At 34.7% G+C, this 13,180-nt stretch carries 14 protein-coding genes, 1 tRNA gene and 1 pseudogene; 9 read left to right on the top strand and 7 right to left on the bottom strand.

The window, feature by feature from the left end:
* Together Wcon_RS11775 and Wcon_RS02210 are read left to right on the top strand one after the other, a co-directional pair.
* Positions 1-551, top strand: a pseudogene (locus tag Wcon_RS11775) (transposase); the annotation flags it as partial.
* A 24-nt stretch (positions 552-575) separates the two neighbouring features.
* A complete protein-coding gene (locus Wcon_RS02210; protein WP_047759574.1) occupies positions 576-821 on the top strand; it encodes a hypothetical protein in 246 nt (81 codons plus the stop codon).
* Here the strand turns inward: Wcon_RS02210 and Wcon_RS02205 are convergent.
* The gene (locus tag Wcon_RS02205) at positions 797-1,387 is read right to left on the bottom strand and encodes a nitroreductase family protein (protein ID WP_114517063.1); all 591 of its coding nucleotides are present in this window, start codon (positions 1,385-1,387) and stop codon (positions 797-799) included. The two genes, Wcon_RS02210 and Wcon_RS02205, sit on opposite strands and share 25 nt — an antisense overlap.
* A gap of 85 nt (positions 1,388-1,472) precedes the next feature.
* Here Wcon_RS02205 and Wcon_RS02200 point away from each other — a divergent pair, with 85 nt between their 5' ends.
* The 6 genes from Wcon_RS02200 to petA all read left to right on the top strand — a co-directional run bounded on the left by Wcon_RS02200 (position 1,473) and on the right by petA (position 6,958).
* Complete coding sequence (locus tag Wcon_RS02200; protein WP_114517062.1) at positions 1,473-2,000, top strand: biotin transporter BioY; 528 nt, start codon at positions 1,473-1,475, stop codon at positions 1,998-2,000.
* Positions 1,997-2,398, top strand: a complete 402-nt coding sequence (locus Wcon_RS02195) for a DUF1284 domain-containing protein (protein WP_114517061.1) — start codon at positions 1,997-1,999, stop codon at positions 2,396-2,398. Before Wcon_RS02200 ends, Wcon_RS02195 begins: the two co-directional genes overlap by 4 nt.
* 113 nt (positions 2,399-2,511) lie before the next feature.
* On the top strand, positions 2,512-3,378 hold the full coding sequence (locus Wcon_RS02190) for a tetratricopeptide repeat protein (protein ID WP_114517060.1): 867 nt from the start codon (positions 2,512-2,514) through the stop codon (positions 3,376-3,378).
* 61 nt (positions 3,379-3,439) lie between these two features.
* A tRNA-Val gene (locus Wcon_RS02185) sits at positions 3,440-3,512 on the top strand.
* 51 nt (positions 3,513-3,563) lie between these two features.
* Positions 3,564-6,266 (top strand): DNA gyrase subunit A, encoded by a 2,703-nt coding sequence (gene gyrA / locus Wcon_RS02180; RefSeq protein ID WP_114517059.1) that lies wholly within the window; start codon positions 3,564-3,566, stop codon positions 6,264-6,266.
* A 92-nt stretch (positions 6,267-6,358) separates the two neighbouring features.
* Entirely contained in the window at positions 6,359-6,958 is a 600-nt protein-coding gene (gene petA, locus Wcon_RS02175; protein ID WP_114517058.1) for a ubiquinol-cytochrome c reductase iron-sulfur subunit, read from the top strand.
* Between the two features lie 139 nt (positions 6,959-7,097).
* Here petA and Wcon_RS11770 read toward each other — a convergent pair whose 3' ends face one another.
* Positions 7,098-7,223 carry a hypothetical protein gene (locus tag Wcon_RS11770; RefSeq protein WP_237349984.1) on the bottom strand — a complete coding sequence of 42 codons (126 nt, stop codon included), beginning with the start codon at positions 7,221-7,223 and terminating at the stop codon, positions 7,098-7,100.
* Positions 7,224-7,400: 177 nt separating this feature from the next.
* Entirely contained in the window at positions 7,401-7,616 is a 216-nt protein-coding gene (locus Wcon_RS02165; protein WP_047759566.1) for a hypothetical protein, read from the bottom strand.
* A 585-nt stretch (positions 7,617-8,201) separates the two neighbouring features.
* On the opposite strand from Wcon_RS02165, the gene Wcon_RS02160 reads away from it, so the two are divergent.
* On the top strand, positions 8,202-8,612 hold the full coding sequence (locus tag Wcon_RS02160; RefSeq protein WP_114517057.1) for a hypothetical protein: 411 nt from the start codon (positions 8,202-8,204) through the stop codon (positions 8,610-8,612).
* A 704-nt stretch (positions 8,613-9,316) separates the two neighbouring features.
* Here the strand turns inward: Wcon_RS02160 and Wcon_RS02150 are convergent.
* The 4 genes from Wcon_RS02150 to Wcon_RS02135 all read right to left on the bottom strand — a co-directional run bounded on the left by Wcon_RS02150 (position 9,317) and on the right by Wcon_RS02135 (position 13,136).
* Positions 9,317-10,099, bottom strand: coding sequence for an SDR family oxidoreductase (locus tag Wcon_RS02150; protein ID WP_114517056.1), 783 nt, complete (start codon positions 10,097-10,099; stop codon positions 9,317-9,319).
* 5 nt (positions 10,100-10,104) lie between these two features.
* Positions 10,105-10,749 carry an alpha/beta hydrolase gene (locus Wcon_RS02145; RefSeq protein WP_114517055.1) on the bottom strand — a complete coding sequence of 215 codons (645 nt, stop codon included), beginning with the start codon at positions 10,747-10,749 and terminating at the stop codon, positions 10,105-10,107.
* Positions 10,750-10,863: 114 nt separating this feature from the next.
* Positions 10,864-11,229, bottom strand: coding sequence for a hypothetical protein (locus tag Wcon_RS02140; protein ID WP_114517054.1), 366 nt, complete (start codon positions 11,227-11,229; stop codon positions 10,864-10,866).
* A gap of 101 nt (positions 11,230-11,330) precedes the next feature.
* Positions 11,331-13,136 carry an aminopeptidase P family protein gene (locus Wcon_RS02135; RefSeq protein ID WP_114517053.1) on the bottom strand — a complete coding sequence of 602 codons (1,806 nt, stop codon included), beginning with the start codon at positions 13,134-13,136 and terminating at the stop codon, positions 11,331-11,333.
* Positions 13,137-13,180 lie beyond the last annotated feature (44 nt).

Genomic DNA, 13,180 nt, shown 5'->3' with positions numbered 1-13,180 from the left:
AATTCTGTATTATCAAACTTATATAACACACCGATTCTTGAGTAACTTGTATAACTCAAACATTTGCCGATTATTCAAGAAAATGGAACCACTTTTGGCTAAAAAAATCTCAATAAAAAAGGACAGGCCAGAAAGAATTTTGAAGATATTAGCAGATGTAACCAATACAACGGCCAAAAGATAGGAAAATTGTCTTATTCTGGAAAGAAAAGAGTAAACACAATGAAAACGGAAATTGTTATAAGAGAAGATGGGCAAATTCTATCAGTGTCACACAGAGCACGATTTTAAGATACGAAAACAGGAAAAAATGTTGCCAAAAGAGAATATAAAGTATGCAGATTCTGGGGTGGCAAAAATTGAGAGTAACGTTGTAATTCCACATAAAAGGTATCGGGCTGACGGATGATCAACAATCGGAAGCTGGCATCATTTAGGTGGAGCATAAAATCCGTGAAATTAAGATTTTATGTCGCATACCTATCGCAATTTTCAGAAGAAATACAACATGAATAATTGCTGGTCTCGTAAACCTCAGACATGAGTTTTAATTGATCCTGCTGTTCGCCTAACTCATGCTGAAATTAGTTGCATACCGTTTCGCAGTGGGTCTTATTTTTAATTGGCACTTTGCTGTTTATGGCTTTCGAGAAGATATGTGGGACGGCATGGATTATGAATTGGGAAGTAAAAAGCTTCTATGGAAAGACTGGCAAACAATTGAAGAGGGTAGAATGAAAAAGCATTATTTACCAGATAATCCAATTTTTAAGATATTAAGAGAAGAATGGTCAAGTCAGCTCGCTGGCCATTCGTCATAAAAAAATATTTCTTCTATTGGCCTTCTTTTTTTTTCTTTGATTTCAGCACCCTCTTCTTCGTAACCAACTGCTATTACTGACATTACATTAAAATCACCGGATATATTGAACTCTTTCACTATTTTATCTCTATCAAAACCGCCCATTTGGTGGGCCATTAAGTTCATAGCTGCAGCTTGTAGCATAAGTCCATAATTCGCTGCGCCAGTATCGTGATTAGCCCAAAAATTTTCACCTTTATCAGATTTACGGAAATTCCTAGCGCTTAGAGATATAATTAGTATTTGTGCATCTTTTGCCCACTTTTGATTAGATTCATCAAGGCAATTGAGCAATTTTTTCCATGCGTTTTGATTGCTCTGTTTATTGCATATCATATATCTCCAAGGTTCATCACCAAAACACGAGGGTGTTAGCCTTACAGCTTCTATTAAAATATCCATTTCTTTCTGAGATATTGCTCTTGTATGATCGTATGAACGTCCGCTGTGTCTTGTTTTCATCAACGATAATAGATCTTGTGGTTTACTTATCATTTTTAATTTAATAGTGCATAAATAATTCATTGTAGCGCAATATAAGCAAAATTTAAATTGCAAAACCTCTTACACATATATATTACATTTAATAAGTTATTTTTATTGGGAAGGTATGTTTATAACACAATCTAGCAGTAGGTCAACACTAGCTGAAATATTGTCTTGCGTTTTACTTTTGTTCTTGACGGCTCAAATAAGCATACCATTGCAGCCTGTGCCTATCACATTGCAAACTTTAGGAGTGATGCTTATTGGGCTTAAATTTAATCGCAAAACAGCGTTTTATTCCGTGCTTACGTATATGTTACTTGGTGCAGCAGGATTGCCTGTCCTTGCAAGTTTTTCTGGTGGGTATCACATTTTTCTCGGACCAACAGGTGGATATTTAATTGGCTTTTTAGCTGCAGTGATGGTGATGAGTAGAGTAAATGAACTTTTAAACTCTAAATGTGAATCACTTGTACGTAATTCTTTAAGTTGCCTAGCTGGTACAGTTGTAATCTTTGTTTGTGGTGTTAGTTGGCTTGCTATTTACGTAGGTCTGGAACAAGCAATAATGGTAGGTGTTTTACCATTCATCCTTCCTGGTTTGGTAAAAATTTTTCTACTTGTAGCGGCTTTGCAGTATTTGAAAAAGTGATAAGGTTTCGTCCTCATCATTTCATGTGCACTCTTGCATTTCAGGGATATGGGTATTCTCAGGGTTTTGTAGAAAATTACAAAAAGATAGCAAGTAAAGTAACTAGTACTCAAATCGAAGTAGTTGGTAGCCTTGACAGTATCTGTAGTGCCTGCCCAAATCAGACAAAACAAGGTAAGTGTACCAAACAAGCTAAAGTTTTAGAGCTAGATAGAAGGCATATTGAAATTTTAGGAATAAAAATTGGAGAGACTTTAACTTGGAATGAAGCAGTAAAAAGAATTAGAGAGAAAATGTCTTTAGAGAAGTTTGACTACGCATGTGAGGGGTGCAACTGGCAGCCATATGGAATATGTAAGAATGCTCTTTTAAATTGTCATGCTTACAAAGGTAGTTGACAAAATGTTAAGATAAATTGAAGTACAAAAATGCATTCTAAATAGTGTCTGCCAATTAATAATATCTTTATTATTATATTAGATAAGTAATTTAGCATTTATAAATTTGTAATGTGTTGCGTATAGTTCAAAGAAATAAGGTTTACTGGTTACACGCTGCAGCCAATCCCACAACACTAGGACCTATGTTGATCTGCATGTTAATTTGCGCTGTAATTTTATGGAGGTCTTCTGTTATCTATGCTAGTGAAAATTTGGAAATACAAAAGGCCCTCGATAATGTTGTCAAGAATATAAAAGCTGATAAAAAATATAAAGATCTTGATGTTATTGAGAGAAAAAGTAACAAATTTAATATCAAAATTTCACAGAATTCTGACAAGAATTTTGACATATACTCTATTTTAAAAAAAGCAAAAGATTCCTTTGAGTTAGGAGATAATGAGACAGCTATTTCTCTCCTTAATCAGATTATCGCAAAATTTCCTTATCATAAAAGTGCTTTAATTGGACTAGGGAATATTTATTACGCTAATAAAGAATACAAAAAAGCTGTAGAGATTTACACAAAACTGTTAAAAGAATACTCTAGTAACCCTTATATATTAAAAAATTTTCTGACGATAATCTCACAATATGATCCTGATTTGGCATTGAGTGAAATGTTAAAATTGTATGATATACACAAGAATTACGCTCCTTTATCAGCAAATTTAGGTCTGATCTACATGAAAAAAGAGGATTACGTAAAAGCTAAAGAATATATGACAGCAGCAATTTCTCTAGATCAAAACAATATTTTTTATACCTATAATTTAGCTGTTACTCTAGATAAACTCTCAGATTTTAAAAATGCTACAGCATTTTATTTAAAGTTGTTGAACATGTCAAAAAATGCAAGTGAGAGAATACCTTTATACAAAGTAGCAGCAAGACTAAAATTTATAAAACTCCACAGTGCGCATCCAGCGATTTCATAAAAGCTTGTATCGCTATTTTTGTTTACAACAACAACATTGAACTATAGAATTATATCTAGAGGGGCAATTAGCTCAGCTGGTAGAGCATCTCGTTTACACCGAGGAGGTCGGCAGTTCAAGTCTGTCATTGCCCATTAGTCTAGCTGAATGTTAGTATTACAATTATTTCAATCAAAGTATAAAAAATGCAAGACAATATAGTACCAGTTTCGATAGTAAAAGAGCTAGAAGATTCTTATCTCTCCTACGCAATGAGTGTGATCATAAGCCGAGCTATACCTGATGTGCGAGATGGATTTAAACCTGTACATAGGCGCATATTATATGCAATGTCGAGGGCTGGGTTCGATGCAGGTAAGCCATATAAAAAGGCAGCTCGTATAGTCGGGGACGTAATGGGAAAATATCACCCACATGGTGATGCAGCTATTTATGATTCCTTAGTCAGGATGGCTCAAGATTTTTCTCTTCTTTTACCACTCATTGATGGGCAAGGTAACTTTGGTTCGATAGATGGAGATCCGCCAGCTTCAATGCGATACACAGAAGCAAGGCTTCAAAAAGTGTCGCACTTTTTACTGAATGATATTGATGAAGATACAGTTGATTTTAGGGCAAACTACGACGGAAATGAAACGGAGCCTGTCGTATTGCCGGCAGAATTTCCGAATCTATTGGTAAACGGTGCAAATGGTATTGCAGTTGGTATGGCAACCAATATTCCTTCTCACAATCTTGGCGAGATAATTGATGCTTGCATGTTATATATAGATAACCCTGAAGTTACTCTAGATGAATTGCTTGAAGTAATACCAGGGCCTGATTTTCCAACAGGTGGAACGATTCTTGGCAGATCTGGAATAAGATCAGCGTTTGCTAAAGGCCGAGGTTCGATTGTCGTGCAGGGTAAAACCCATATAGAAAATCTGCCACAAGATAGGCAAGCGATAGTTATTGATGAGATACCCTACCAAGTAAATAAAGTAAGATTAATTGAGAAAATAGGTGAGCTCGTAAAAGAAAAAAGAATTGAGGGCATAACAGAAATTAGAGATGAGTCTGATAAGTCTGGTATCAGGGTAGTAATTGATCTCAAAAAAAACACTGAAGCAGATTTTATATTGAATCAAATACTAGGACTTACTTCTCTGAGAAGTAGCTTTAGCGTTAATACTTTAGTTCTGCACAACAACAGACCTATTTTGATGTCATTGAAAGAAATCATAGCTGCTTTTATTGATTTTAGAAAAGAAGTACTACTCAGGAGAACAAGGTTTCATCTAAGAAAAACGAGAGAAAGAGCTCATATATACATAGGGCTCTATATTGCGGTTCTCAGCATAGATGAAGTGATAAAAATCATCCGTGGTGCAAAAGATCCTGAAGAAGCAAGTAGAGAGCTTTTAAACAAGGAATGGAAAACCTCAGCTGAAATAAACGCAATTATTGAGCTAATCTCAGACAGCACAAGCTTTTTGAAAGATGGAGTGTATAGATTAACTGAACTACAAACGAAAGCTATTCTTGACATAAAATTGCAACGTTTAACAGGCCTTGAAAAAGACAAATTAGAAACTGAGCTAAATTCAATGATCAACTTGATAAAAGAATATATTGCTTTTCTTGGCTCAGAAGAGAAATTAATGCAAGAAATAAAAAACAATTTACAAGAAATAAAGAATAGATTCGCCGTACCGCGAAAAACTGCAATAGAAGAATCAGGTATGGACATTGAAGCTGAAGATCTAATTCCACAGGAGGATATGGTAGTAACCGTAACTATGAATGGTTACATCAAACGTGTTAAGCTCTCTCACTATAGAACCCAGCATCGTGGTGGAAAAGGAAAGCTAGGACAAGGATTAAAAGAGGAAGACATAATCACAAAATTATTTGTTGGAAATACTCATACTAGTCTTTTATTCTTTTCTAATACCGGTCGAGTTTACAGATTAAAAGTTTATAAACTGCCTCTTGCAGAGCCAACTGCACGTGGAAGAGCGCTTGTTAATATATTTCCGCTTAGCGATGGTGAAACAATAACTAATATAATGCCATTACCAAGTGAAAATGACGAAAATCAAAACATAGTTTTTGCTACTGCTCATGGAAACATAAGGCGTAACTCCTTAACAGACTTTCACTACATTCCAAGCAATGGAAAAATAGCAATAAAGCTCGACGAAGGGGACAAATTAATATCAGTTAAAGTATGTAGCGAAATTGATCATGTTCTACTTTCAACAACACTTGGAAAAAGCATCAGATTTGTTGTAAACGATGTGCGTCAATTTAAGAGTCGCAATTCAGATGGCGTAAGAGGTATCAGACTTGCAAAAAGTGACAGTGTGATATCCATGACCATACTAAATGGCATAGGTATTGCAACAGAAACAAAAGAACTTTACTTAAGAGTTCCGCTTGCAAAAAGGCTGGAAGCTGCAACCAACAATTCAATTGATTCTAAATTAGAGAAAACTTTGAATGATTTAGGAATAGATAATGAATTATTCTTAAAACTCGCAGTGAATGAGGAGTTCATATTAACTATTACTGAAAATGGCTTCGGTAAAAGAACTTCTGCATATGAGTATAGGATAACCAACAGGGGCGGTTCTGGTGTTGTCAATATTTCTACTACTAGCAAAAAAGGTAATGTTGTTGCTAGTTTTCCAGTTGAGCTGGGTGACAATATAATGCTTATTACAGACAAAGGGAAGTTAATTCGCATTTTAGTCGACGGAATTAGAGTTACAGGACGTAGTACTCAGGGAGTCACTCTCTTTAAAACAGAAAGTAGAGAAAAGGTGGTGTCAGTGGCAAAAATTGAAGATCCTGATTCCACTAAAGATAGTATTTCTGAAGTTGAAAATTCTATTTCTTCTTAATTGTAATAAAGGCTAAGCAAACAGTGCAAATTTCTGTTGATTAATCTGTAGTATTTAAATTAAAATATATGTATATGGTCAAGTAGAGATTGATGGGTAAGAAATTAACTAAAAATAAAAAATCATTGACAAATGAGAAGAATAAAAAAACACTTCCTGTTAAAGATCTTACCAGAAATAAGAGTAGAAGAGATTTTATAACGTTAACTACGTGCGCCATGGCAGGTATAGGAGCTGCAAGCGGTCTTTGGCCGCTGGTTAAGTCTATGAGCCCTTCTGCTGAGGTTTTAGCAATGTCTACGGTTGAGGTTAATCTATCTGATATTCAAGAAGGACAAGGAAAAAAAGTAAAATGGCAAGGTAAACCAGTATTTATTCGCAGACGTACAAAACAAGAGATTGAGGCTGCAAGAGCCATAAATGCAGAAAGTTTGAGAGATCCTGAGTCAGACGAAAAAAGAGTATACAAAGGGAAAGATGAATGGTTGATTATGATTGGAATATGTACCCATCTTGGGTGTGTACCAGTTAATCACGCCACAAAGGACGGCAACGGTTGGTTCTGCCCTTGTCACGGTTCATATTATGACACATCAGGCCGAGTGATTGGCGGTCCTGCACCAAAAAATATGGCTATACCTGACTACTTTTTTCCAAGTGAAAATGTTGTAGTAATTGGCAAGAAAGCTTAACACATAGAGAAGTGGCCAATGTACAAATAAAGCGCGTAGCTGTACGAATATTTGTTATGCAAATTGCCTTTGCATAACAAATGGTCAGTGCTTGACACTGGAATCCAGCTTTGTATCTTTATGAAGTAAGGTATTAGAGCTAAAATATCTTATAAGGAAGGGTGAAGCCGTAGTCCAGCTTGTAGAGTATTTTAACTTTTATAAATATATTCTCTATTGCAGTAATTATTACTGTACGTTCTAATTTACTTATCCTATAAACCAAACGATAATCACCTACTCGTATTCTACGATGTCCCTTAAGCTAAGCTTTTCCAACTTTTATCAGGAGAATCTGAAAGACGACCTTTTATGGCTTCTTTAGTTCTTGACTTTATTGTCTTTGGAAGGTTTGGTAAATCTCTCTCAACAACACTCTTGAGGGACTTAACTTTATAATGCTCTAATCCCACTTAATATCTTCAAGATCAATTGTTTCTGCACCTTCAACATCACGCTCATCAGAAATTTTAGACACTAAAAAATCCTCAATTTCAAGCTCGATTGCTTCTTTGAGTAGTTTCTCTGCTAATTCTTGAGCAGGTTGCTTAGTAAGTTCAGATAATTCAGCAAGATGCTGTAAAGTTTCTTTACTGAAAGCTATATTAGCGTTTGCCATAAGTTTTACCAAAGTCTACTAATAATTATACAACATCTTCCTGAAATTTTCAATAAAGAAAACATATCTGATCTGAAAAGTAATTATACTATAATTAACATAATATTAATGCTTATATGTTAATATTATATTGATTTTTTAATTAAGGAGTATATTATGGTAGAATATAGTTATAACGGGAACCCTTCAAAGTGCATCAGCGACTGTCGTACAGATTTCTTGAACCATAAAAAAAATAGGAAAACTGACGGATTGCGTTAAAGAGTGTCAAGCTACTCATTTTAAATTTTCCCCATCTCATTCAGAAGAGCCAACACCTATTAATATAAGTGATATATTAATAGATATTAGAGATAATTTCTATGATCTTGCAAATAATTTCCATAATCTTGCAGATTCAGTGTCTGTTCTGTAACAGATACAGGTTTAATATCAAAAAAATGTGAGGCTTCTTTTGTACTCTATTCTTCTGAAATTTTCAATAAAGAAAACGTATCTGATCTGAAAAGTAATTATACTATAATTAACATAATATTAATGCTTATATGTTAATATTATATTGATTTTTTAATTAAGGAGTATATTATGCCAAAATCTACACAAAACGCACTTCAACTTCCTACATTGATGGATAGTGAAAATGAGGCACCAATACTATATACAAATTACGATTGCCACAGAATATGTGAAAAAAGACACAATGGTGATCTCTTGGAGGGAATATGTAAGAAAGGATGTGATTTTACTAATCTGGATCTGGGTCAGGATCAGAAGTCAATCTGCATGAGAGAATGTACAACACTTGATCATAGGGTAATTAGTACAGATAGAAAATGCTATAACAAATGTATGTCCCGGAGTTCTGAAGCTCCTCAAGATGATTATTCACAAGAGCCAACACCCATTAATATAAGTAATATATTAATAGATATTAGAGATAATTTCTATGATCTTGCAAATAATTTCCATAATCTTGTAGATTCAGTGCTTCTGTAGCAGATACAGGTTTAATATCAAAAAAATGTGAGGCTCTATTTTTCAATAAAAACTGTATTGACAAATAATTACAGACCTAGTATATAGCTTTCGTTGATGTTAGGGAGAAATGACACAGACTAAGTATAGTATTGCAAGACATCAAATGTTAGTAAGTTAGTCTACTTTGAGGAATTTCAAGATATAAGTTTAGCAATTAATAAAGAAAAGCTTCTAAAGGTATCTGTTCAGATTCATGTGAAACCAGTGCTTCTTTTCTTGTCATCCCAGTGCTTGACACTGGGATCCAGGTTGACGAAAACGCTCTACAACGTTTTTTGTGAAAAAGGACTGGACCAGCAGTGTCAAGCACTGACCATTTGTTTCTACGTTTTTGTCTACCTTATTTTGCCACCCTGCTGAACGGATACTTCTAAAGAGCTGGCAGAGAAAATGGAAAATAAACTTAATTGAAAAACAAACCAAGAATGGAAAAATTTATATGATGAAATCATATCTGGATTCCAGCGTCAGCTAGTTGAATGACACCCATTTCTTTCCAGTGCTTCCTTTCTTGTTATCTCAGTTTCCATCATGTCATCCCAGTACTGGGATCCAGATTGACGAAAGCGCTCTTACAACGTTTTTTGCCAGTATCAGCTACTTTCATGACAACCATTTGTTCCCATAGTTGTCGTCTACCTTATTTTGCCACCCTGCTGCAATTATTTTCTCCATTCTGATGTATGTAAGCTTTTTAATCCCATCTTGTAATCAGGATAAATTAGAGAGATATCAAGATCTTTTTTAATTTTAGTATTACTCACTTTTTTTGATCCTAAATAAAAACTCTGCACATAATCTGGCAAGGAAGTTGGCTCTGGAGGGCTAATATTGAGAAGCTCGGCTGCATACATTACCACTTCTGATTGCGTAGCAGGTAAATCATCCGCACAATTGTATATTTCACAAGGCTTTATATTTTGCATGGAAGAAAATAAAACATTCGATATATCTTCAACGTGAATACGAGAAAAAATTTTTTCCACATTTCTTGCTTTGCCAAGCTGTAAGTCAATTAACGCATTTCTACCAGGGCCATATATCCCAGCCAAACGGAAAATATGCACAGGCAATTTGCTATTTAGCCACTTCTTTTCAGAATCAAGGCGCTTTTCTCCTCTGATTTCTATAGGTTTTGTTTCAGATTCCTCATTCACCCAATTACCACAGTGGTCACCATAAACGTTAGTTGCAGACAAATAACCCACCCATTTTGCGTTTTGCAGACCGTATCTTTCCACAACATCATCGCCGTCTGGAGGAATAGAAATTAAAACATGCGTTGCACTTTTAAGTAGATCTTGGTTGACTTCCTCATAATCAAAAAGAGTTACATTTTGTATACTTTTATTTCTTGATGTACCACTAACTTTCCAACCTAAGTTCAGTAGTTTTTTCGATAGAAATTTAGCTACATATCCATAGCCAAAGCAAAATAAGTGCATGGAAATTAATTTTTAAAATTCTTTTTGATAAATTCTACCCCTAACTTTATTCCCTCTTCATTAATAATATGCCCTAATCCATGAATTGGGTATCCTTCAACATTTACTCCATTTTCTTCCAGAGCTTTAATCGCTAAGTCAAGGGACGAAAAAGGTACCACATCATCAGCGTCACCATGAATAACACATATGCTAGGTTTTGATTTGATCTGCGGTGCAGTTTTTGAAGGCGAAAGAAATCTACCAGAATAGGCAACAACTGACGCACAAGACTGAAGCCGGGTAAGAGCTACATTTATTGCAAGCATTGCCCCTTGAGAAAATCCAACTAAAGAAAGCTGCGTATCTTTTAAATTAAGCTCTTTTAATTTTGTATCAATAAAATGATTTACAATTGATGTGGCATTTTTCACCCCATTATATAGTGCTTTCTCACTACGATCTTCTAAACTAAACCACTGATAACCATCACCTATTTCTCTCTTAAACGGAGCATTGGGCACTACTAAATATGAATCAGGCAAAAACTTGCTCATAACTTTAGCAAGATGAACGAAATTATCGCCACTTGAGCCCCAACCATGAAAAAAAATAATCAAATTTTTCTTATTTTCATCTGCACAAATTTCTTGGCTTTTAAGTTCAATCATCTCTTTATGTTTTTATTTAATTTTAATGGCGATACCAAATTTCAGCCTCACTATTATTAAGCAAATTTGATATGAATAAATACTACTTGCGTAAGCTTGATAACTAGAATAAAACTACTGAGCTTCAATTTTTTCTATCAATTTTTTGACCAAGCCTCTCAATCTTTTACTAGAATCATCAAGCTCTTGAATTTGTGAAGCATCTTTTTTCATAAGTTCTTTGTGATTACCCTTTATGTAGCTAATCATTTCTTGCATCTGAGCAATCATCTTGTTGATATCCATGCTACCCACATCAGATATCATGCTGGGCATATTTCCTTCTAACATACCACCAGCCATAAGCTGCTGAGACATTTGCATGAATGGCTTTAAGGTCTGATTAAGTAAATCAGGATCCTTTGCTAGTTTTTCTATCTGCTCTTTGCAAGTATCCATGTACTGCTTCATAAACTCATCTTCTTGCACTTTGTCTGTCATAATTACACCTTCTTGAAACCATATCCCTTAATTATATATTGTTTTAAGTTAAAAACAATACAAAAACTACCATATTAATACTTAATTAAATAACAAATTATCTATTTTAAAGGGTCACACACTTTCTTTAACCATTCCTTATCTTTCATGCCATTTTCTAAATTTTCATAGACAAATTGATGGTAGATATTTATCCACTTAATTTCATCTTCAGTAAGTATTTGCACATCTATTAGCCTTCTATCATACGGAACAGAGGTCAATTGTTTAAAGCTTAAGAAGCCATTTTCTCGCTTTTCAACATACATCAGATTCTCAATTCTTATTCCATACTTTCCTGGAATGTAGTAGCCAGGTTCATTAGAGAGTATCATTCCTGGCATGAGTTTCACTTTATTTCCCTTTGATATTGCTTGCGGTCCTTCATGCACTGAGAGATAACTTCCTACTCCATGCCCTGTACCATGCATGTAGTCCATTCCAAATTTCCATAAATGTATACGCGCTAATATATCCAACTCCCCACCAGTAGTGCCAGGGGGAAAGGCCGCACTTGCTATCGCAATGTGAGCTTTTAGCACTGTTGTGTAGTGAGCTCGCTGCTCATTAGTTGGATTGCCAATTGCTATAGTTCTTGTAACATCGGTTGTGCCATCAAGGTACTGACCACCAGAGTCAATTAAATACAGCCCATCTTTTTGAATGACTTTATTTGTCTTATTATTTGCACGGTAATGAATAATCGCTCCATTTTCATTAAATGCGGAAATCGTTGGAAAACTTGGTTGCTTAAATAAATCCTGCTTTCTTCTATATTCTAAAATCTTCGCTTCAGCTTCGAGCTCAGTAATTTCATTGCCAATAAGCCAATGTAGAAAATTTGTAACTGCTACTCCATCTCGAATGTGTGCATTTATAGCTCCGGTTATTTCAATTTGATTTTTTATTGCTTTATGAATCAAACAAGGATCTTCTCTCTCAATTATCTGCTTATTTTCTATTAGACCTTTTTCATTACCTATTGTCATCCCAGTGCTTGACACTGGGATCCATACTTTTTTATTTCTGGATTCCAGCGTCACGCGCTGGAATGACACCGAAGCTGATTTTTCATTTAAATAATGGTTATACAAGGGATCTATTGCATTCATAATGCTCATTGGAGTTGTGCTTGGATCTATCATTATTGAATCTAGCTTATGCAGTGAATTTTCTAGCTCACTAATATCAAAAATATTTATATGATTATCAAAATTTGCCTGCATAACTGAATGTTCTTTATCTCGAATAAATAAATCAACGTTGTCGTTTTTATACAATATAGCACGGCCGAATATACAAGGAGTATATTCAGCACTTTCATTTCTTAAATTTAATAACCATGAAATTGAATTTGGATCAGTCAGAAGCACTGCCTCAGTTTCTATGTTTTTAGCTACTCTTTCACATTTATCCTTACTACTCTCACCAGAACACTCAGCTACGTGTGAAATTATCGTTTGTTTTTGATGACTATTTTTTCTTTCAATTGAATAGGATACTAGTTTACAAATACCTTCATATTTTCTTATCTCTTTTATAGTAAAATACTGTGGATAATAACCCAGTGAGGTAGTCAATGTTAAGTTTGCTTTTACCCACCTGTGTGGATCCTCTTCTTGTATATTATATATTTGAAAATTGTCTTGATCGAGTTGATTGTGAGCTTGTGTAATATAGCGTCCATCTGTAAAAAATGGACACTTGTTGTTTTTTGTAACAATAAGTAGCCCATTTGTTCCTGTGAAGCCACATAACTTAGTTAGCTCCTCTGAATACTCATTTAAATACTCGTCTTTGGTATGCAACATAAATGCATCAACATTTATTTCGCGCATAAAAGAGCGAAATTCTTCGATTTTTGACATGATATTACCTCTAGACTTGAAAGATATTTGAAATTTTTAGGAAA

This window comes from Wolbachia endosymbiont of Cylisticus convexus (genome assembly GCF_003344345.1).
This window is presented reverse-complemented; position numbering and strand designations above follow the sequence as displayed.

What these genes read in the sequence shown, in the direction of transcription:
- Wcon_RS02210 (WP_047759574.1), top strand. Translation starts at nt 576, where the DNA reads ATGCTGAAATTAGTTGCATACCGTTTCGCAGTGGGTCTTATTTTTAAT.
- Wcon_RS02205 (WP_114517063.1), bottom strand. Translation starts at nt 1,387, where the DNA reads ATGAATTATTTATGCACTATTAAATTAAAAATGATAAGTAAACCACAA.
- Wcon_RS02200 (WP_114517062.1), top strand. Translation starts at nt 1,473, where the DNA reads ATGTTTATAACACAATCTAGCAGTAGGTCAACACTAGCTGAAATATTG.
- gyrA (WP_114517059.1), top strand. Translation starts at nt 3,564, where the DNA reads ATGCAAGACAATATAGTACCAGTTTCGATAGTAAAAGAGCTAGAAGAT.
- petA (WP_114517058.1), top strand. Translation starts at nt 6,359, where the DNA reads ATGGGTAAGAAATTAACTAAAAATAAAAAATCATTGACAAATGAGAAG.
- Wcon_RS02165 (WP_047759566.1), bottom strand. Translation starts at nt 7,616, where the DNA reads ATGGCAAACGCTAATATAGCTTTCAGTAAAGAAACTTTACAGCATCTT.
- Wcon_RS02160 (WP_114517057.1), top strand. Translation starts at nt 8,202, where the DNA reads ATGCCAAAATCTACACAAAACGCACTTCAACTTCCTACATTGATGGAT.
- Wcon_RS02150 (WP_114517056.1), bottom strand. Translation starts at nt 10,099, where the DNA reads ATGCACTTATTTTGCTTTGGCTATGGATATGTAGCTAAATTTCTATCG.
- Wcon_RS02145 (WP_114517055.1), bottom strand. Translation starts at nt 10,749, where the DNA reads ATGATTGAACTTAAAAGCCAAGAAATTTGTGCAGATGAAAATAAGAAA.
- Wcon_RS02140 (WP_114517054.1), bottom strand. Translation starts at nt 11,229, where the DNA reads ATGACAGACAAAGTGCAAGAAGATGAGTTTATGAAGCAGTACATGGAT.
- Wcon_RS02135 (WP_114517053.1), bottom strand. Translation starts at nt 13,136, where the DNA reads ATGTCAAAAATCGAAGAATTTCGCTCTTTTATGCGCGAAATAAATGTT.